General features: G+C 35.7%; 21 protein-coding genes. 18 read left to right on the top strand and 3 right to left on the bottom strand.

Annotation, left to right across the window (positions count from 1 at the left end):
* Positions 1-702 precede the first annotated feature (702 nt).
* From CHRYMOREF3P_RS16390 to CHRYMOREF3P_RS16415, 6 genes are all read left to right on the top strand, one after another.
* A complete protein-coding gene (locus CHRYMOREF3P_RS16390) occupies positions 703-1,398 on the top strand; it encodes a sensor histidine kinase (RefSeq protein WP_232539048.1) in 696 nt (231 codons plus the stop codon).
* 70 nt (positions 1,399-1,468) lie between these two features.
* Entirely contained in the window at positions 1,469-1,798 is a 330-nt protein-coding gene (locus CHRYMOREF3P_RS16395; RefSeq protein WP_180565052.1) for a hypothetical protein, read from the top strand.
* 22 nt (positions 1,799-1,820) lie between these two features.
* Complete coding sequence (locus CHRYMOREF3P_RS16400) at positions 1,821-2,150, top strand: hypothetical protein (RefSeq protein ID WP_180565053.1); 330 nt, start codon at positions 1,821-1,823, stop codon at positions 2,148-2,150.
* Positions 2,147-3,295: a hypothetical protein gene (locus tag CHRYMOREF3P_RS16405; protein ID WP_180565054.1), complete on the top strand. Its 1,149-nt coding sequence runs from the start codon at positions 2,147-2,149 to the stop codon at positions 3,293-3,295. The genes CHRYMOREF3P_RS16400 and CHRYMOREF3P_RS16405 overlap by 4 nt, the downstream gene beginning before the upstream one ends.
* 224 nt (positions 3,296-3,519) lie before the next feature.
* Positions 3,520-4,812 carry a phosphopyruvate hydratase gene (eno, locus tag CHRYMOREF3P_RS16410; protein WP_077413607.1) on the top strand — a complete coding sequence of 431 codons (1,293 nt, stop codon included), beginning with the start codon at positions 3,520-3,522 and terminating at the stop codon, positions 4,810-4,812.
* Between the two features lie 88 nt (positions 4,813-4,900).
* Complete coding sequence (locus CHRYMOREF3P_RS16415) at positions 4,901-6,187, top strand: citrate synthase (protein WP_047380612.1); 1,287 nt, start codon at positions 4,901-4,903, stop codon at positions 6,185-6,187.
* A gap of 59 nt (positions 6,188-6,246) precedes the next feature.
* Here the strand turns inward: CHRYMOREF3P_RS16415 and CHRYMOREF3P_RS16420 are convergent, their stop codons facing one another.
* Positions 6,247-6,570: a hypothetical protein gene (locus CHRYMOREF3P_RS16420; RefSeq protein WP_077413608.1), complete on the bottom strand. Its 324-nt coding sequence runs from the start codon at positions 6,568-6,570 to the stop codon at positions 6,247-6,249.
* An 18-nt stretch (positions 6,571-6,588) separates the two neighbouring features.
* On the bottom strand, positions 6,589-7,383 hold the full coding sequence (locus CHRYMOREF3P_RS16425; protein ID WP_077413609.1) for an SDR family oxidoreductase: 795 nt from the start codon (positions 7,381-7,383) through the stop codon (positions 6,589-6,591).
* Between the two features lie 121 nt (positions 7,384-7,504).
* On the opposite strand from CHRYMOREF3P_RS16425, the gene CHRYMOREF3P_RS16430 reads away from it, so the two are divergent.
* The 3 genes from CHRYMOREF3P_RS16430 to CHRYMOREF3P_RS16440 all read left to right on the top strand — a co-directional run bounded on the left by CHRYMOREF3P_RS16430 (position 7,505) and on the right by CHRYMOREF3P_RS16440 (position 11,269).
* On the top strand, positions 7,505-7,870 hold the full coding sequence (locus CHRYMOREF3P_RS16430; RefSeq protein WP_077413610.1) for a winged helix-turn-helix transcriptional regulator: 366 nt from the start codon (positions 7,505-7,507) through the stop codon (positions 7,868-7,870).
* Positions 7,871-7,952: 82 nt separating this feature from the next.
* Complete coding sequence (locus CHRYMOREF3P_RS16435; protein WP_077413611.1) at positions 7,953-9,014, top strand: helix-turn-helix domain-containing protein; 1,062 nt, start codon at positions 7,953-7,955, stop codon at positions 9,012-9,014.
* Between the two features lie 80 nt (positions 9,015-9,094).
* Positions 9,095-11,269 (top strand): TonB-dependent receptor domain-containing protein, encoded by a 2,175-nt coding sequence (locus tag CHRYMOREF3P_RS16440; protein ID WP_180565055.1) that lies wholly within the window; start codon positions 9,095-9,097, stop codon positions 11,267-11,269.
* 35 nt (positions 11,270-11,304) lie between these two features.
* On the opposite strand, the gene CHRYMOREF3P_RS16445 is transcribed toward CHRYMOREF3P_RS16440, so the two are convergent.
* Positions 11,305-11,469: a hypothetical protein gene (locus CHRYMOREF3P_RS16445; RefSeq protein WP_156118387.1), complete on the bottom strand. Its 165-nt coding sequence runs from the start codon at positions 11,467-11,469 to the stop codon at positions 11,305-11,307.
* A gap of 290 nt (positions 11,470-11,759) precedes the next feature.
* Here CHRYMOREF3P_RS16445 and CHRYMOREF3P_RS16450 point away from each other — a divergent pair, with 290 nt between their 5' ends.
* The 9 genes from CHRYMOREF3P_RS16450 (at position 11,760) to CHRYMOREF3P_RS16490 (ending at position 20,049) form a co-directional block, all read left to right on the top strand.
* On the top strand, positions 11,760-12,674 hold the full coding sequence (locus CHRYMOREF3P_RS16450) for a dimethylarginine dimethylaminohydrolase family protein (RefSeq protein WP_077413613.1): 915 nt from the start codon (positions 11,760-11,762) through the stop codon (positions 12,672-12,674).
* Positions 12,675-12,760: 86 nt separating this feature from the next.
* Complete coding sequence (ctlX, locus tag CHRYMOREF3P_RS16455) at positions 12,761-13,684, top strand: citrulline utilization hydrolase CtlX (protein WP_180565056.1); 924 nt, start codon at positions 12,761-12,763, stop codon at positions 13,682-13,684.
* Positions 13,685-13,704: 20 nt separating this feature from the next.
* Positions 13,705-14,064 (top strand): S-adenosylmethionine decarboxylase family protein, encoded by a 360-nt coding sequence (locus CHRYMOREF3P_RS16460; RefSeq protein WP_121486271.1) that lies wholly within the window; start codon positions 13,705-13,707, stop codon positions 14,062-14,064.
* A 2-nt stretch (positions 14,065-14,066) separates the two neighbouring features.
* Positions 14,067-15,524: a DUF4178 domain-containing protein gene (locus CHRYMOREF3P_RS16465; RefSeq protein ID WP_180565057.1), complete on the top strand. Its 1,458-nt coding sequence runs from the start codon at positions 14,067-14,069 to the stop codon at positions 15,522-15,524.
* Complete coding sequence (locus tag CHRYMOREF3P_RS16470) at positions 15,485-15,715, top strand: hypothetical protein (protein WP_232539049.1); 231 nt, start codon at positions 15,485-15,487, stop codon at positions 15,713-15,715. Before CHRYMOREF3P_RS16465 ends, CHRYMOREF3P_RS16470 begins: the two co-directional genes overlap by 40 nt.
* A 12-nt stretch (positions 15,716-15,727) precedes the next feature.
* Positions 15,728-15,943: a DUF350 domain-containing protein gene (locus CHRYMOREF3P_RS16475; protein ID WP_077413617.1), complete on the top strand. Its 216-nt coding sequence runs from the start codon at positions 15,728-15,730 to the stop codon at positions 15,941-15,943.
* A complete protein-coding gene (locus CHRYMOREF3P_RS16480; RefSeq protein WP_180565058.1) occupies positions 15,936-17,450 on the top strand; it encodes a polyamine aminopropyltransferase in 1,515 nt (504 codons plus the stop codon). Before CHRYMOREF3P_RS16475 ends, CHRYMOREF3P_RS16480 begins: the two co-directional genes overlap by 8 nt.
* Positions 17,451-17,487: 37 nt before the next feature.
* Positions 17,488-19,014 (top strand): NAD(P)/FAD-dependent oxidoreductase, encoded by a 1,527-nt coding sequence (locus CHRYMOREF3P_RS16485; protein WP_232539050.1) that lies wholly within the window; start codon positions 17,488-17,490, stop codon positions 19,012-19,014.
* 9 nt (positions 19,015-19,023) lie between these two features.
* Positions 19,024-20,049, top strand: coding sequence for a hypothetical protein (locus CHRYMOREF3P_RS16490; RefSeq protein WP_180565060.1), 1,026 nt, complete (start codon positions 19,024-19,026; stop codon positions 20,047-20,049).
* Positions 20,050-20,071: the final 22 nt, after the last annotated feature.

Here is a 20,071-nt window from a genome sequence, read left to right on the forward strand (position 1 = left end):
TACAGCTTACTATATAATTTCTTTTATTGTTTTAATAAAAGGTCTAATAGTTTTGAGAGGAAGAAAATTATCCTCTCAAGACTATTTTTTGTTGTATCTGGTCGTAAATTTTGTTGTAGATTTTTTTTCAGAAATTAATATTATTTCAACCAGATCAATTCAGTATAATTATCTGAATCTTTTCAATACTTTCTATTTTATCATTTTTTATTTTCGACATATTAAAAACAAGAAAATAGCTCTTACGATATCTACCATCATTGTAATAGTAATACTATTGAATATTGAGCTTTTTTATGTTGATAAATATAATTTGAATATTGCTGTCACATATTGTGTTATCAATATATTACAGGTATTATATTGGTGCAGTTATAAATTAAACAATATTAATAAATCGAAAATTACAGATGATCCTGTCTTTTGGATCTCAACCTCAATACTTTTATGGAGTTGTTTTTTTCTTTTCAGAATTATTCCCATGTATCTGCTGAATGAAATTGATAAGCCATTTCTAAAGCTGCTGAAACAAATATTAAATGTAATCAATATTGTATGCGGTGGTTTATTTTATATTGCTTTACATAAATATAACTCAATGGATAAAAAATGAAGTCTTTACCTTCAGAAATAAAACTTATTTTTTTAATCGCATTACTTTTAGTTGTGCTCTTGGCTGCTTTTACAATTTTCGTCGTATTAATGTACAATAGAAAACAGCTTCTGTATCTGAAAGAACAGCAACTCAAAGAAGCCGAACACCAAAACCAGCTCCTTCAGAAAGAACTCGAAAAACAAAAAATTTTGGAACAGGAGCGGGAACGTATTTCCCACGATATGCATGATGATCTCGGAGCAGGGATTTCCGCATTGAAACTTCAGGCAGAGTTTTTAAAACAGAAAGCAGAAGATGGTGATCTGCAAAGTGATATTGATGAACTTCTGAAAACTTCTGAAGAAATGAATATCTCTATGAGAGAAATGCTTTGGAGTCTGAATTCAGGGAATGACACACTAGGCAGTTTTATTGATTATGCAATACTGTATACCGGAAATTTTTTAAAGAAAACAAAAATAGTATTGCATTCAGAATGTAATGATATCATTGCTGAAACCCCTGTTTCCACAGAAATGAGGCGTAATCTTTTCCTCTGTTTAAAAGAAGCGGTGAATAATGTATACAAGCACAGCCATGCAGATGTATTGAAACTTTCATTTTCACAGGAAAAAAATTGCTTTTCAATGAAAATTTCAGATAATGGAACTGGAATTCCGGATGATCAGCCAAAAGGAAATGGCCTCCGGAATATGAAAAGAAGAATGAATGAATTATCCGGTGAATGTAATATTTTATCTGAAAACCCTGGAACATGTCTGGTTTTTAAAATAAGTGTATGAAAATTACCCCTTTGTGTAATTGATTGGTGTGTTTTTTAGAGGGAAATTTGATATATAAAAACCAAAAGCCATGAAAACTCTTATTAATGACAGTATTGGAGATTTAGAAGCTGCTTTAAAAAACAACAGTGATCTTCAGGAGAAATTTAAAAATAATCCTATAGAGGCTATAAGGGATGTGGAAATTAGAAATCCCAGAGGAACAGATTTTTGGATTTATAGAATTATAGTGATTATGCTCGGGTTAGCAGTGATTGCCATCATTGCAGGGCTTATTCTTATTTCCGCATGGAGTAACGGACAGCCCAAAGACAATCAACTGGTGACAATCTTTGCTACCATTTCATCAGGAGCCATAGGCGCCTTAGCGGGTCTTCTATCTCCTACACCGAGAAAATAAACAACTTAAAAAACTAGACATTATGAAAACTATAACATTGAATATTACAGTAACGGGTGGAGCTTCAATTTTAGGAATTATTTATAAAATTTTTAAAAAAGGAAGCACAGTTCCTCTTTTTGAAAAAACAGAAAACGGAACTTTTTCTGAGGAATTTGAGTTGAATGAAGATGCAGAATATGATCTTTATATAATTGGATCGAATCCTTTATCAACGGAAAGAAATACAAGAATAAAAATCGATGGAGATATTACCCTTAGTGAAGATTCTGATTTAAATCCTGCAAATAGAAAAGGGAATGGGTATTTGTTAACGTATCATTTTAAAGTAAATAATAAAAAAGGATCATGAAAACACTTATATATAAATTAGGGATTATTCTATTTCTTTTTAATGCATTATTGGTTTGTGCCCAAAATGGAGGTTTTGCAAAAAAAGATTTAAAATCAGAAAGTTTTTATAATAAAATTGAAGAAACAAAATCAGGAAACTGGAAAGATGTATTGACTGATTATATGCAGGCTTCTTTTAAAGGATTAACAAGTGAAAACAAATCTTTTCAATTTAAAGCAAACATTTTTTCATTGAGATCAAAAGTTGATAGTACTTTATTAATTGACTATAATTATACAAGTAAACGAGAAACCTTTTATAGGAATTTTCAGATACAAATAGGACTGAACCTTGATAATGATTATAAATTTAAGGGATTTAATTATGGCTTTGATTGGGCGATCATTAATAAAAGAGATACAACCATAGCCAGTTTAGCCAGAGAAGAGTATGAATCCGGTAAATATTTTGCCAAGCTAAGTTCCGCTTTAATTTTTGCTTTACAAAAATATAGAAACGTAGCAACTTCTGAAAACTACCAAAAAATTGAGAAATTAGCAAAAGCTTCTATTGAAAAACAATATTACCTGCCCATAGATAATCTGCCGGAGGATTTTAAAAAGATATTGCTGGAAGAGCAAGATGGAGTAGAAGCTAAACAATTTTTAGATACTTTTCAAAATGAATTGGGAAGAGTAAAAAGGAGACCTTTATTAACTGTAGGATTTCATAGTAATTTTCAAAAGGATTCTAAGTTTTTAGACGAGTTTGATGCCAATTTGGTTTATCTGCAAGGATTGAAATCTAAGAAGGGAAGTAAGTTGGAAATAGACTTCCGAAATCAGTTTAAAGCAAAAGACAGTATCACGACATCGGTTATAAAACGAAAAGAATTTTCATCACAGTTAGGATTGAATATTTCGATTTGGGAAACTAAAGAGAGATCTATCGTGGAACTTAAACCTAATTTTGAATATAAAAGAATTGTTTCAGGAATAATGACAGATGAAAAAAATGACAAGTTCTTAGCCAATGCAGATTTAAGAATAAGAATTTTAAAAAACCTTTGGGTTCCATTGATTTTAAAATATGATATTAAAAACAATAATCTTTTTGGTTTCTTAAATGTCAGTTTCAATTTTGATGCAATGAAAAAAGAATAGTATAATAATTACATAATGAAAAACTCATCTTTACAATTTTAAAAGGTGAGTTTTTTTATCATTCTTTCCCTATTTTAAATCGGCAATTCTTCACAAATAAATTGTAGAATTATCATAATATAAATTAACTAAAATTTAACTTGGATTTATATCAAAAAAATCCCTCGAAATACCCCTAAAAGTTAAATTTTGATTAAATTTGTCTAAACTAAAAAAAATAAAAAATGAGTGCAATTTCTTATATAGAAGCAAGACAGATTTTAGATTCCAGAGGTAACCCTACCATTGAAGTAGATGTATTTACAGAAAGCGGGGCAATGGGCCGTGCTGCTGTACCTTCAGGAGCATCTACAGGAGAACACGAAGCGGTAGAATTACGTGACGGTGGTTCAGAATATCAAGGGAAAGGAGTTCTGAAAGCTGTTGAAAATGTAAAAGAAGTAATTGCAGAGAATTTAGTTGGACAGCCGGTTTTCGAACAAAATTATATCGATCAGATTATGATTGATCTTGACGGAACGGCTAACAAAGGAAATCTTGGTGCTAATGCTATTCTTGGTGTTTCTTTGGCCGTAGCAAGAGCTGCTGCTGCAGAATTGGGAATGCCACTTTATAAATATGTAGGTGGAGTGAATGCAAACACGCTTCCTGTTCCAATGATGAATGTAATAAATGGTGGATCTCACTCAGATGCTCCTATCGCATTCCAGGAATTCATGATCATGCCGGTAAAAGCAGATTCTTTCTCTCATGCATTGAGAAAAGGAACTGAAATTTTCCACAATCTGAAATCTATTCTTCATTCAAGAGGTTTATCTACTGCGGTAGGTGACGAAGGTGGTTTTGCTCCTACTTTCAAAGGAACTGAAGATGCTTTGGATACATTGCTTCAGGCAATTGAAAAAGCAGGCTATAAGCCAGGTGACGACATTATGTTAGCACTTGACTGTGCGGCTTCTGAATTCTACAAAGACGGAATTTATGATTACAGAAAATTCCAGACTCAGGACGCAGCTCAGTTTTCAAGCAGCGAGCAGGTTTCTTACTTAGCTGAACTGGCTGCAAAATACCCAATCATTTCCATTGAAGACGGTATGCAGGAAAATGACTGGGAGGGTTGGAAAATGTTAACTGATAAAATCGGTGACAGAGTACAGCTTGTAGGTGATGATTTATTCGTAACCAACGTAGAAAGACTATCCAGAGGAGTAAAAGAAAATATTGCGAACTCTATCCTTGTAAAAGTAAACCAAATCGGTTCTCTTTCTGAAACAATGGCTGCTGTACAAATGGCTCAGAACAACAAGTTCACTTCAGTAATGTCTCACAGATCAGGAGAAACTGAAGATTCTACAATTGCTGATTTAGCGGTAGCAATGAACTGTGGACAGATCAAAACAGGTTCAGCTTCAAGATCAGACAGAATGGCTAAATACAATCAATTATTGAGAATTGAAGAAGCTTTAGGTGAAACTGCAATTTTCCCAGGATTGGAAGCTTTTAAAATCAAAAGATAATTAATCGAATTTATAAATCACGGCAAGCGAAATTTTTAGTTTGCCGTATTTTATGGAAAGTGGTATATTTAAAAAAAATAAATAAATAATGTCAGACAACAAAGTAATATTGAATTACGACGGTAATTCATATGAATATCCTATCGTGGATAGTACTATCGGAGACAGAGGGATTGATATTTCAAAATTAAGAGACCAGACAGGTTTGATCACTCTGGATTTAGGTTACAAAAATACAGGAGCTACTATTAGCGACATCACTTACTTAGACGGAGATAAAGGAGAATTGTTCTACAGAGGTTATCCAATCGAGCAGATTGCTGAGAAATCTAACTTCACAGAAGTAATGTATCTTTTATTACATGGAGAATTACCTACTCAGGATCAATTTACTTCATTCGACAACAATATTAAAAAATATAACTTCATCGCAGACGAAATGAAAAAAATCATTGATGTTTTTCCTCGTTCTGCTCACCCTATGGGAGTTTTATCTTCTATGACTTCTGCTTTAACAGCTTTCAACCCGAAAGCCGTTAACGTAAATTCTAAAGAAGAAATGGATCATGCTGCTGAGCTGATGATCGCTAAGTTCTCTCACCTTTGTGCTTGGACTTACAGAAAAACTCAAGGTTTACCATTAAACCACGGTGATAACAACCTAAACTATGTAGAGAACTTCTACAAAATGGCATTCAGATTACCAAACGCTGATTTCGAAATCGATCCGGTAGTTGTAAATGCTTTAGATAAATTATTAATCCTTCACGCAGACCACGAACAAAACTGTTCTACTTCTACAGTGAGAATGGTAGGTTCTGCTCACACAGGTCTTTTCGCTTCTATCTCTGCTGGGGTATCTGCACTTTGGGGACCACTTCACGGTGGAGCTAACCAGGCGGTAATCGAAATGCTTGAACTTATTGAAAAAGATGGTGGTGACGTATCTAAATATGTTGCTAAAGCTAAAGATAAGGGTGATAGCTTCCGTCTAATGGGATTCGGACACAGAGTTTACAAAAACTTCGACCCAAGAGCGAAAATCATCAAGAAAGCTGCTGACGATATCCTTACTGCACTTGGTATTCAGGATAAAGCTCTTGACATTGCAATGCAGTTAGAAAGAGTAGCACTTGAAGATGAGTACTTCATTGAAAGAAAACTATATCCAAACGTAGATTTCTATTCAGGAATCATCTACAGAGCGTTAGGAATTCCTACAGAGATGTTTACAGTAATGTTTGCATTAGGAAGACTTCCAGGATGGATTTCTCAGTGGAAAGAAATGAGATTGAAAGGAGACCCAATCGGAAGACCAAGACAGGTTTACCAAGGTGCTCAGGAAAGAAACTACATTGACATCGCAAGCAGATAATATTTGCTTATACCATAAAAGAATCCCAAAGCAAACTTTGGGATTCTTTTTTTTACAACTTATTCAGTAATAGCTAACGCCATAATAAGATGGTCTTTCAACCGGAAATGAAAATTCAGCACTACCGGACTACCACTGAAAGAGCCGGAAATTTTGATTCTTAAAACAGTTGTATTATCCTTCTCCGAAAAATCTTTTACTTCAAACAAGGTTTTGTATTCATGATTAGATTTTTCATTCCATTGCTTTATTTCCTCTTTTCCCGTGTATATTTTTCCTTCATCAAATACGGATGCCTGTTCAGAAAAACAATTGGAAAAAGTTGTACTGTCAAAGAGCTTCTGTGCCTTTAAAAATTCCTGTAAAATGTTAGGTAAGTTCATATTGTTATTTTTAAATGATTAAACTGTAGGAATAGTACCACCATCTATTACATATTCGGTTCCTGTTAAATATTGTGCCCGTGGAGAAACTAAAAAACCAACAAATTCTGCAATATCTTCTGGCTGGGCAGGCTTACCGATCGGAATTCCACCCAACGCATCCATGACACTTTGAGTTGCCTCTTCTATTGAAGTTTCTGAACTTTTAGCAATACGCTCCATCATTCGGATGGCAGATGAAGTCATGATCCAGCCTGGAGAAACAGTAAGTACACGGACTCCCTTCGGGGAAACTTCTTTTGATAAACCTTTGCTGTAATTGATCAGTCCGGCCTTGGCAGCAGCATAGGGTAATGTGGAATCAAATAAAGGCAGTCTTCCCTGAATGGACGCAATATGAATGATCACACCTTCCCTTCGTTCCAACATTTGCGGAAGAAATCCTCTGTCTAAACGAACGGGTGCCAACAAATTGGTCTGAATTGTATTTTCCCAGTCTTCATCATTCAGAACAGAGAAGCCGCCACCAGGCGTTTCTGAGCCACCCAATGTATTAATTAAAATATCAAGCTTACCAAAAGTAGATAACACTTCTATTACCAGTTTTTCCGTGTCTTTTGCCTTACTCAGATCTCCTGAAATAAAATGAAGCTGATTATTCATCTCTTCAGACTGATTTCTTGCAGTAATAATTACAGTGGCACCGGCGGTTAGTAATCTTTCAGCAATAGCTTTTCCGGTTCCTTTTGTCCCACCCGTTACCAAAGCAATCTTACCTGATAATTCATTGTTGAAATTAAATGATTCTGTCATGATTTCTTTTTTGTACAAATTTCAGGAGTATAACAGGCTCTTACAAGTACGGTCTTACGAATCACATAGTGATAAATTAATCCCCTATTGTGATCTCACCTCATTGTGTTACATTTGTTTTATGTACGAAAGAAAAATCCCACCCAATCTGAACTGCGGGCTTGATCTGATTGCTGAGGTGCTCTATGGCAAATGGAAAATCCGTTTACTATGGTTTATTAATGAAGGATTTCAAAGACCCAGTGAATTGCAGCGGAAAATTCCAGATGCTTCCCGCAGAGTATTGAATGTTCAGTTAAAAGAACTGGAAGAGCATGAACTTGTCACAAAGAAGATTTATCCCGTTGTACCTCCAAAAGTAGAATACAGGCTTACAGAATTTGGACAGACATTGATTCCGGTTATTGCCACACTAGGGAAATGGGGGGATGACCATGATGAGCGCTTACGGACACTGATCCTGAAAAGGCTGGAAAAAGAATCCTAAAAAAGAGAAAGATATTTTTAATTTTTACAAAATATAATATAATAAATTGATTAAATTTACTACTGTAAAAAATTAATACCCAATGACTTTTGGAGAACAGATGTTATTTTTCTTCAGCGCAGTAGGAGCATTCAACGGACTTCTGCTGGGCTTCTATCTGCTGTTTGTTAAAAAACTGAAATACCCTCCGGATTTTTTCCTTGGAATTCTTCTCTTAATGCTAAGCTCAAGAGTAATGATTTCTGTATGCTTTTATTTTTATCCTGATTTACCCAGAATTATCGCGCATTTAGGGCTGTCAGCCTTATTTTTTACCGGACCAGCTTTATATTATTATGTGAAATCTTCCTTCCAGCAGGATCAGTTTGATTGGAAGGACTGTCAGAAATGGTTTGGGATATTAACTCTTATTTTAGGAATTGTTGGTTTATTGTATTTAGTGTTTCCCATTACGTGGGATAACTATTTTGGTACTTTTATCTATACCGTTTGGTCTGTATTTATATTTCTTACAGTCTATCAGTATTATATTTTGCTTAAGCAGCACCCTAAAAGTCCGAATAACTTTGTACTTCCGATTCTGGTCAGCAATGTGATTATATTTCTTAGCTATCAGCTGCTATCAACGGGCTGGGTACAGATATACTGTGCAGGAGGAAGTCTCGTGTTTTCATTTGTGCTGTATGCCAATTTTTTGATTTTATTTAACAAGAAATATCAGCAGCTTCCGGTAAAAGAAACAGAAAAGTATTCCAATAAAAAGATTTCCGGAGAACAAGTAGATAGTTTTGTATCAAGATTAGAGAGATTAATGGATACAGAAGAACTCTATAAAAATCCGAATTTAAAATTGAGCGACCTGTCTTCAAGAATGAATATGTCTACTCATCAACTGTCCCAATTGTTGAATGATAATTTGGGGAAAAGTTTTTCTACCTGTATCAATGAATACAGGATCAATGAAGCCTGTGAAAAAATAGAAAACGGGTCTTATTTAAAAATTGAGGAGATCGGGTATGAAGTAGGATTTAATTCTAAGTCCACTTTCTTTTCAACCTTTAAGAAAATTAAAAATACAACTCCTCTTTTGTATAAACAATCTCAAATCCTTGCTGAGCCTAGGTTTCAGAGTTCAAATTTATAATTCAGTACTGCGGAATTTCAATTTCAAAACCGCATTTTTACAACAAGCTGATACTTTTGATTTCATAAAATTTAAAATCTATGATAATCAAATTGTGGCTCTTGTTATTCATGCTATTTCTCTCAATTTTTGGAAAAGCGCAGGAAATTGTAAAAAGAAAAGTTCCGGATTCTCTGGCTCAGGCAAAATCTTCCACCACGACTATTTCAGAAATCATTCTTCAATCCGCTCCACGAAAGATGAAATTGAGTGATGGGAACCTCGTTGTTTCTGTTGCCGGAAACAGAGACTTTAAAACGTCTATGCATCTTCTTGATGTTTTAAGAAAAACACCTGGTGTAACAGTGGATCAGGAAGACGGAATTTTTATTGGCGGAAGAATTGCTCCGGCTGTTCTTATTGATGGAAAACCTGTTGTGATGAGTAATCAGGAACTGCAGGCTTATTTGCGGTCTTTATCCCCGGATATGGTAGAATCTGTAGAAGTGAATACCAATCCGTCTTCAAAATATGATGCCGAATTTAAAGGGATTATTGATATTAAATTAAAAAAGAATACCGGACTCGGCTGGAAAGCAAGCTATAATGGTAATGTGTATATTAATAAATTCAACTACAGGGAAAATGCATTCAATACATCTTATCATACGGGGAAAGTGACATACAGTCTTCAGGCAGGTTATAATGAAGGTATTTCAACCTATCGTTATCAGGCTTTGCAGCGACTGGCAAATACAAATATGATGCGCACCCATACCTATCAGGAAGATTTTGGAAAGATGTACAATATTCAGACGGGAGCCGATTTCAGACTGAATGATAAAAACAGACTAGGGATCAATCTGAGAGGTAATTTCAGGAATAATGACCGTTCACGAAACGGATCACTTTTTACTACCGATAAAAATGAAACCCAGACAATATTGAATACCGCCAGTGAAAGTCCTACCCGTTATTCACAAAATAATTATGGAATTACCACCGATTATTCTTTTCAAAATAGAGGTTTTAAATTCGGTTTTTTAGGAAACTATCTTTCAGTTAAAAATAAACAGAATGATGATTTTATCAATAGAGATCAGACCACAGTAAATCTTCTGTCTTACTGGAAGTCTGACTTGATTAATAAAATTACTATCTATACTGCCCAGATAGATGTTTCGCAGAAAATTGATCATGCAGATGTTGAAGCGGGAGTTAAATATATCAATTCAGACACCCAAAACAATATCAGGTATGATACACTGTCTGCCGGAAACCATTTTGTCTTTGATCCTGCAAGAAGTAATGTGTTTTTATATAAAGAAAAAATATGGGCAGGTTATCTGGCATACAGACAGAAAATAGGAAGCTTACAGATCAATGCAGGCCTGAGATTTGAAAATACAAACAGTATTTCCAATGCAGTTACTGTGGATTCCGTTGTTGCAAGAAACTATCTGAAATGGCTGCCATCATTAAGTGCAAATTATACTTTTAACAAGTCCAGCGAACTTTCCCTTTCTTACAGCAGGAAAATAACAAGACCGGTCTTCTCTCAGCTCAATCCGTTCCGGTTTTATTTTAGTCCGCTAAATTACTGGATAGGAAACCCTTATCTGCTTCCTTCTTTTACAAACCAGATCAAAGCAACCTACCGTTATAAAAACTGGATCACAAGCTTTACCGTTGGAAAAGAAAAAGATGTGATGACACGTTATCCCCTGTACAATCCGGAAACGAATGTATTAGAATATCTGGGAACAAATCTTCCTTACCGGAACTTTGCTGTCTTGGAAACCAGCTTTCCAATCAGAATTACAAAATGGTGGAATGTTACCAGTCAGATCACAGGATATTATAATGATGAATTCAGACCTTATCTGGATGAGGTCTTTGCATTGAAAATCTACAATTATGAAGTGAGGCTCAATCAGGTATTTTCCCTTCCAAAAGGATTTACTGTGAATGTATTTGCTAATTATGAATCTAAAACGGGGAACAGTCTTTACATTATCAAACCAAGGTATACCATAGATGTATCAGTTCAAAAGTCATGGTTTGATAATAAACTGAACACTAAAATCGGGTTTAATAATCTCCTTGATTCTTATGATCAACGATTAGAATTTCGTCATAAACAGATCATGGATAATCGTTTTACCCATTGGTGGGATAGCAGCAGATTGGTATTTTCACTCAGTTATACTATGGGAAGTTCAAAATATCAGGTAAAAGAAACCCAGAGAACAGAAGAAGAAAACAGAGCGAGATAAGAAAGCCTGCTTGAAAAAGCAGGCTTTCGTTTTTATTATGGACATTGGCATCTGTCACAAGTCCAGATATAACATTTTCCTGTATCATCCCACTCACAGCATCTTCTGCCTGTTGAGATTGGCGCACCTCCCATTACGGATTTCTGTTGTTCTCTTCCTAATTTTTGTGCGTTTTTCAGCACCGGATTGTTCTTGTTCATAACTTTGATTTTTGGTGTTAATAGTTAAGTTTTATGAGATATAATTTCGCGAAAATTATATCACTAATATAGGAAATTAAATAATAGAATTATCTGTTTTTTTGTTCTTATGTAGATGGAAAATAGTAAGTTGTAGATGTTTTTGGAGCTATTCACTACAGTTGGCTGTGCAGACAAGGAAATTTTGTTGAAGGGTGTTGATTTTGGAGATCAAATTTAATACATAAAATAATCCAAAAGTTTTATAGGTAGAGACCTTTACTTATATTTGTAGTATTGCATAAATCTTTATGAGACTAAACATTAAAAACGAAACGGGTAGGCTGAAGTCAGTAGTTCTAGGCCAGCCTAATTCACTGGGGGCAGTTCCCACACTAGAGGAAAGTTATGACGCAAAGTCATATTACTCAATCGAACACAACATGTATCCTAAAGAAGAGGATATTATCAATGAAATGAACGCTTTTGAAGCGGTTTTAAAAAAGTATGACGTTGAAGTACTGCGTCCAAGTATCATCAAAGATTACAACCAGGTCTTCTCAAGAGATGTAGCCTTTGTGATTGATGACAAGATGATCATTTCCAATGTGATTGCAGACAGAGCAGACGAGCAGGAAGCATACAAAAGCGTTTTTGAGAAAGTAGCATGGAGAAAGATTATCAACCTTCCGGAAACAGCACATATTGAAGGAGGAGATGTTATCGTATGGAATGATTTTATTTTTATCGGAACCTGCTTCAGCGAAGATTACAGAAACTATAAGACGGCAAGAACAAATGAGTATGCCATTGAAATCTTAAAAGAATATTTTCCAAAGAAAAGAATCATCGACCTGGAGCTGAAGAAAAATGATAAAGTTCCGTTTGAAGGAATTCTGCATCTGGATTGTACATTTAATCCGGTAGGAGAAGACAAATGTATCATTTATAAAAACGGATTCGTGGACGAAAGCGACTACCGCTTGATTATCGACATTTTCGGAGAAGAAAACTGCTTCCATATCAATGATGAAGAAATGTTTGAAATGTTCCCGAATATTTTCTCTATTGCTCCTGATATAGTAGTTTCAGACAAAGCATTCACCAGAATGAATGACCATTTGAGAAACGTGTGGGGAATGACCGTTGAAGAAATCCCTTATAGAGAAATCTCTAAAATGGGCGGTTTGTTGAGATGCTCCACAATGCCGCTTGTGAGAGAATAATCAGGTAGGAGAGTTTTAGTGTTTGAAAGTGAGAGAGTTTTTAATCTTTCAATCTTTTTAATTTTTCAATCTTTTAATCAAAAAAAATGCAAACAACAGATACAGTATTAATGATAGAACCGATTGCATTCGGTTACAACGCTGAGACAGCGAAAAACAATTACTTTCAGGTAGAGCAGACGGGTTCTGATATCCAGTCGAAAGCTTTGGCTGAGTTCAACACCTTTGTCGGAAAGCTGAGAGGAAAAGGAATCAATGTGATCACCATAAAAGATACATTGGATCCTCATACTCCGGATTCTATTTTCCCGAACAACTGGGTGAGTTTCCATAAAGACGGGAAAGTGGTTTTATATCCGATGTTCGCTTCCAACAGAAGAGTAGAAAGAAGAGAAGATATTATTGAAAGCATCAAAGATCAAGGCTTTGAAGTTGCTGAAATTGATGACTGGTCTTTTCCTGAAACTCAGGGGCATTTCCTGGAAGGAACGGGAAGTATGATTTTCGATCACGATAATAAAATTGCTTACGGTTCCGTTTCTTTGAGGCTGGATGAAAAACTGTTCAGAGAATTCTGTGCAAAATTCAGGTTCACTCCGGTTGTTTTCCATTCATTCCAGACGGTAGGAACAGAAAGACTTCCTATCTATCACACTAATGTAATGATGTGTGTAGCGGATAAGTTTGTCGTAATCTGCCTGGACTGTATTGATGATGAGCTGGAAAGAGAAAAAGTAGTTGAAACTATTAAAGGTTCCGGAAAAGAAATCATCGAAATTTCAGAAGAGCAGATGCAGCAATTTGCAGGAAATATGCTTCAGGTTCAGAACAAAAACGGTGAGAAATTTCTGGTGATGAGCCAGACTGCTTATCAATCTTTAGCTGCAGATCAGGTAGTCGCTATTGAAAAATACTGCGAAATTATCTATTCTGACCTGAATACCATTGAAGTAAATGGAGGAGGAAGCGCAAGATGTATGCTTGCTGAGGTTTTTCTTCCAAAAAAATAATATATTTACGAAAAAATTAATTGAACCCATTATCAAGTAAAGGTTTACATATTCTTCTGACTTTGGAAACAGAGTCAGAAGATTTGTTATTAGACAGCAAAGGTTTTCTCACATTTACAGAAGAGATTCTGAAAACCAAAGAGGTGGAAATTGTAGGAGTAACCAATCATATTTTTGAGAATGATAGTTTTACTTCTGCAGTGATCCTTAAAGAGTCTCACCTTTGTATCCACACGTGGCCGGAATTTAAACAGCTTACTTTCGATGTTTTCCTTTGTAATTATACACAGGACAATACCACAAAAGTAGAGCAGATTGCAGATGAAGTGGTTCAGTATTTTAAAGCTAATACCATTCAAAAACACAAAATTTACAGATAACAATGCACTATGTCTGCCCAGCATGCGAATCAGAAAATAAATTAGATCTCACCTTTCCTGTTGAAGAATATGTTTGTCAAACCTGTTCTCATCTTATTGATGTAGCTGGAAACAAACAAATCAAACATTTGAAAGTCCCAACGGAAAACGTTGTGTTGGATGTTGGCCAAAAAGGAAAAATCGGAGGTGAAGAATATACAGTCGTTGCTATTATTGTCAAAAGATATGGCAACAATATTTTCTGGCGCGAATATTATCTAAAAGACAGCAAAGGAAATGATGCTTTCCTGAGTGAAAGTGACGGACATTGGGTTTTCCTGATTCCTATGCATCCCGATGATTTTAAAGGTAAAAATTCGAAATTACCAACCTATCTAGGACGAACCTATCGCTGGTACGAAAACTCTCAGTGCAGTGTTGAAGCTGCAGCCGGTTTTTTTGAAGAACACGTGGATTTTAGTCTTGCCACTTACAAAGAATATGTCAACGGAACCCGTATGATCTCTCAGGAAAAGACCAGCAAGAAAAGCCAGTATTTTTATGGAGTTCACATTTCAAAACATGATGTTAAAAAAGCTTTTAAAATAGCACATATGCCCTATTATACAGGAGTAGGAATTGTTCAGCCTTATTATTTTGATATCAAACAGGCTATAAACATTTTCTGTATAGCAGCATTATTGATATGTCTGTTTCAGCTCTATGTTTATACATCAAGAACTAACGAAACCGTTTTTGCGCAGACCATCAACTTTACAGATGTACGGGATAAAGAAATGGTGAGCAGTAGTTTTACCCTTTCAGGAGGTTCGGCACCATTAAAGGTAAATGCATTTTCAGGGGTTGATAATTCCTGGGCAAATATTCAGCTGAGTCTTGTGAATGAAAAAACCAATGAAATTATCTATACCTCCAAAGATATCGAACAGTATCATGGTTACGAAGATGGGGAAAGCTGGTCAGAAGGAAGTCAGTCCGAAGATTTTAATCTTTGTGGAGTAAGCTCCGGGCAGTATCACTTTCTTATTTCTGCAGAGAAGGATGGCTCTTTACCTGCCTTTTCCGGTCTTATGTCTCCGGATTCAAAGGTAACGTTATCACGGGATAAATCGGGAATTATAGAGATTACTGACCTGTTGAGCGGGCAAACCACATCTTTTACAGATGGAAAGATACTGGAAAAAGATACTTCGGAAGTAGCCAGACTTACTAAAACGTCTTTCGGGACTCAAAAGCTGGACTCCCTGATTAATGTTGAAGCACCTAAACTCACTACAGATCCCATTTCAAGCAATACCTATGTACAGCTCAAAGCAACCTGGCTTCCCGTTTCATTCTGGAACTTCGGATTTATTATATTCATAATGGCCGCTTTGTTTGTAGCGATGTGGATAGGAAAGCATTTCTTTAATGTGAATAAATGGAAGAACAGTTCAAACTCACCTTATTCTGCATCATGATGACTAATATTTTAAACTATATAAGACAAAACTGGATACTCTGCCTGATTGGGAGCTTTTTCCTGACATGGTTCGTATATCTTACTTATCAGGGAAATCAGGTCTGCGACTGTGCCAAAACGGAAACATACCGCGATGGAACCACAAGAAGTCATTCCAGAGTAGGATTCTACAGATACTATCACAAATAAAAATATAAAACTATGGACAACATCAATTTATTACCAATATTCAACTCGGTTCTTTACTCATTTTTAGGAATCGCTATTTTGCTGGTGTGTTATTTCATTATTGAAAAACTTACTCCGGAAAAAACATGGCATGAGATCGCTCAGAACAAAAATATAGCACTGGCTATTGTCTTCGGAGCATTTATCATAGGAATTTCAATGATTATAAGCGCCGCAATTCATGGATAAGAAGAGGATTCCTCTTGAGCTGCTTTTATTGTTTTCAGTATTCGTCATTGCTACATGTGGATTGATTTATGAATTGGTGGCCGGAGCCCTGGCGAGCTATCTTTTAGGAGACTCTGTAAAGCAGTTTTCTTTCATTATCGGGGTGTACCTATTTTCAATGGGAGTAGGTTCCTATTTTGCGAAATTCATCAAAGGAAATCTGATCGATAAATTTATTGAGATTGAGATTCTGGTTGGAATCGTGGGCGGAGTCAGCTCTGTGGTGCTCTTTACTTTGTTTAATACACTGGCACATTTTGAGAGCGTTCTCTATCTCTTTGTCTTCTTCACAGGATGCCTCGTTGGAGTGGAAATTCCACTTTTGATGAATATTCTGAAAGACAGGGTGCAGTTTAAAGATTTAGTTTCAAATGTCTTTGCATTCGATTATATCGGAGCTTTGCTGGCATCCATTCTATTTCCATTGGTTTTGATTCCGAAACTGGGAATTGTAAAAACCCCTTTGTTTTTTGGGCTCATTAATATTTCGATCGCTATATTCCTGTGCTATTATCTTAAAAGGGAATTGTCAAAGCCGCTTTCATTAAAAGTAAAATCAATTTCAGCATTCATTATATTAGTAGGACTTTTTATTTTTTCTGATACTATTTTGTCTTATTCTGAAGAAAAATTATATGGTGAAAATGTGGTTTATACCAAAAGTTCTCCCTACCAAAGGATTGTTCTCACCAGAAATACTCACGAATTCCGTCTGTATTTAAATAATAACTTACAGTTTTCTTCCACCGATGAATACCGTTATCATGAAGCTTTAGTGCATCCGGCGATGTCTATGGCAAAAAACATTGATAACGTTTTGATTCTTGGAGGAGGTGATGGTTTTGCAGCAAGAGAAGTATTAAAATACAAAGACGTTAAAAAAATAACGCTTGTAGATCTGGATGGAGAAATGACACAGTTTTTTAAGATCAATGAAACCATGCGAAAGCTGAATCAAAGTTCTTTTTCCAATCCTAAAGTAGAAGTAATCAATAAAGACGCCTACATTTGGGTAAAAGAGAACAAAAAAAAGTTTGATGTCATCATCATAGACTTTCCGGATCCCTCCAATTACAGCTTAGGGAAACTCTATTCCCTGCAGTTTTATAAAGAACTGGAGAAACTGACGACTTTGGACACTAAAATTGTAGTTCAGACCACTTCTCCGTATTTTGCTCCCAAATCATTCTGGTGTATAGAAAAAACGATCAATCAGATTTTTCCTTTCACAGCGGCGTATCATACTTATGTTCCGTCTTTTGGAGAATGGGGATTTTCTATGGCTTCGTTTGAACCTGTCAACAACAGAATCTACAGAAAGCTTCCCGGTTTAAAATTTTATGATTACAACTTTTCACAGATGTCTTATTTCAGTAAAGATATGAAAGTGAAAGAAGTAGAAGTTAACCGTCTGGATAACCAGATACTAGTTCGTTATTTCGATGAAGAGTGGGGGAAAGTACAGTAGAAAGGATTTTCTTAAAACTATATTTTTAGGTAGCCTTATGCTTCCCTTTTTGCAATATTGCGGAAAGAAGGTGAAGTCACTGCTCCTGAGGATTACGGGTACTAATCATGTTCTCGGACATCGGCTGTGGGCAAAAGATTTTCCACAGTTTTCAGAAGTTATCCACACCAAATATCTTATTGTGGGTGGTGGAATTTCCGGACTTTCGGCATGCCGTTTTTTTAATCTGAATAATGAAAATGATTACCTTCTCCTTGAAATGGAAAATCATCTCGGTGGAAACTCTTCCAACGGACAGAATTCATTTTCAAAATTTCCTTTAGGTGCTCACTATTTACCATTGCCAAACAAAGAGAATACAGAAATCATCGAGTTTCTGAAAGAATGTGGAATCTGTCTTGGAACGGAAGAGAACGGAGAGCCCATTCTTGATGAATACCAAATGACTTTTCCACAACAGGAAAGACTGTTTTATAAAAACTCCTGGCAGAATGATATTGTTCCCCAAAGAGGAATTTCAACAGAAACCCAGCAGGAACTTAACCGCTTTTTCAAGCTGATGGATGAGTTTCGTGTAAAGAAAGATGCACAGGGGAAATATTGGTTTGCTATTCCGGTACATGATTCAAGCAGAAAAGATGAGGCTGTAAACCTTGAAAAGCTCATTTTCAAAGACTGGCTCAAAGAAAATAATTATCACTCCGAAGAACTTCTTTGGCTTCTTGATTATTCCTGCAGAGACGATTTCGGATTAGGGATAGATTATGTTTCAGCATGGGCCGGAATTCATTATTTCGCTGGAAGAAAGAATAACTGGAGTACTCAATATAAAGATCAGGTTTTCACATGGCCGGAAGGCAATGCAAGGCTGGCAAAACATTTCTCAAAATATACTGAAGGAAAACAGATGTCCGGTAATCTTGTCTTTGATGTAACGCTCAATGGTAAAGTTGAGGTCCTGAGTTTTGACAATACCCAGAAAAAAACAAAAAAAATCATTGCTGATAAAGTGCTGTTTGCATCACCACAGTTTGTAAACGAAAGAATTTTCAATCATCAAAAAGCGGCTTCTTTCAACTATGTTCCCTGGCTTTTAACAACAATTACCCTGAGGAATGAATTCGGAGGAGATGAAGAACTGGCCTGGGATAATGTAATCTATGGATCTTCTGGATTGGGTTATATCTTTGATCAGCATCAGAATCTTAACCAGATTATGGGTGAAAAGGTGATTACCCATTACAAAAGTTTTTCAACCGGGGACTGCAGAAAAGCAAGAAAAAAATTGTATGCCATGAAAGACGCCGAACTGAAAGATTTAGTTTTAAATGATCTGAAGAAAGCACACCCTCTGATAGAAGACTTTGTTCTGGAAATGCAGTTTCATAAAATAGGGCATGCGATGATCGCGCCGGTTCCCAACCAGATTTTTGGAGAAGAAACCAGAACAGCAAAAGAACCTATTGAAGATAAAATTTTCTTTGCCCATTCCGATCTTTCAGGAATATCTATTTTTGAAGAAGCCTTTTATCAGGGAATCCGGACTGCAGAAAAAATGATATAAAATTACTATATGAAACAACCCTGGATACATAATGCCAAAACAGACTGGTGGTTTATTTTATCACCACCTTTCCTGGTATTGCTGATTATTTTTCTTTTTCAGCAACAGATTCAGGGGCTGGAAAATCAGTATTCTTTTTACACATGGCTCTTTCTGATTGTTTTTGTGGATGTAGCCCACGTCTATTCTACCTTGTTCAAGACCTATTTTGTAAAAGGTGAGATCCAGAAAAATAAATTACTTTATCTCGGAATTCCTGCTATAAGCTGGATTTTGGGTGTTATTCTGTTTCAATTCGGGAATCTGACCTTCTGGTCGGTATTGGCTTTGGTTGCAGTTTTCCATTTTATACGCCAGCAATACGGGTTTATGAGAATCTATGCGCGTTTTGAACCGAATAACTGGAGCAAAAAAATAGATGAGGTAGCTGTTTATTCCGCAACAATCTATCCCATGTTATATTGGTTCATGACACCACGTGCCTTTACATGGTTTGTCAATAATGAGTTTGACTGGCTTAAAAATCTCCCGGATTATACTCATTTAATCATGGTCATATATTTTACAATTCTGATTATTTGGATTGCTAAAACTGTTTTTGAAGCTCTTAAAACCAAAAGAATTAATATCCCCAAAACTGCACTGATTGCCGGAACTTTCCTTTCCTGGTATTTCGGAATCGTGTACTTCAACAATGATCTTCTTTTTACTTTTCTGAATGTGATTTCCCACGGGATTCCTTATATCGCATTGATTTATATCCGGGAAATACAGCAAAAGGAAAATAGTACGTTGAATGGAATACAGATTTTTAAATCTTTTTCCGGAGTATTTTTATTTATAGGAGTTCTTTTGGGATTTGCCTTTGTTGAAGAATTTTTGTGGGAAACGCTGGTCTGGAACGAGCATTTTTCCATGAATGTGATGATCTCGGAGAAATGGTTTCAGTTTCTGGTTCCGTTATTAGTAGTGCCTCAGCTTACTCATTATCTCCTGGACGGCTTTATTTGGAGAAAACCAAAAAAAGTTAGCTAACTTTGCGGTAATCTTTAAAATC

This window comes from Chryseobacterium sp. JV274, from assembly GCF_903969135.1.
GTDB lineage: Bacteria > Bacteroidota > Bacteroidia > Flavobacteriales > Weeksellaceae > Chryseobacterium.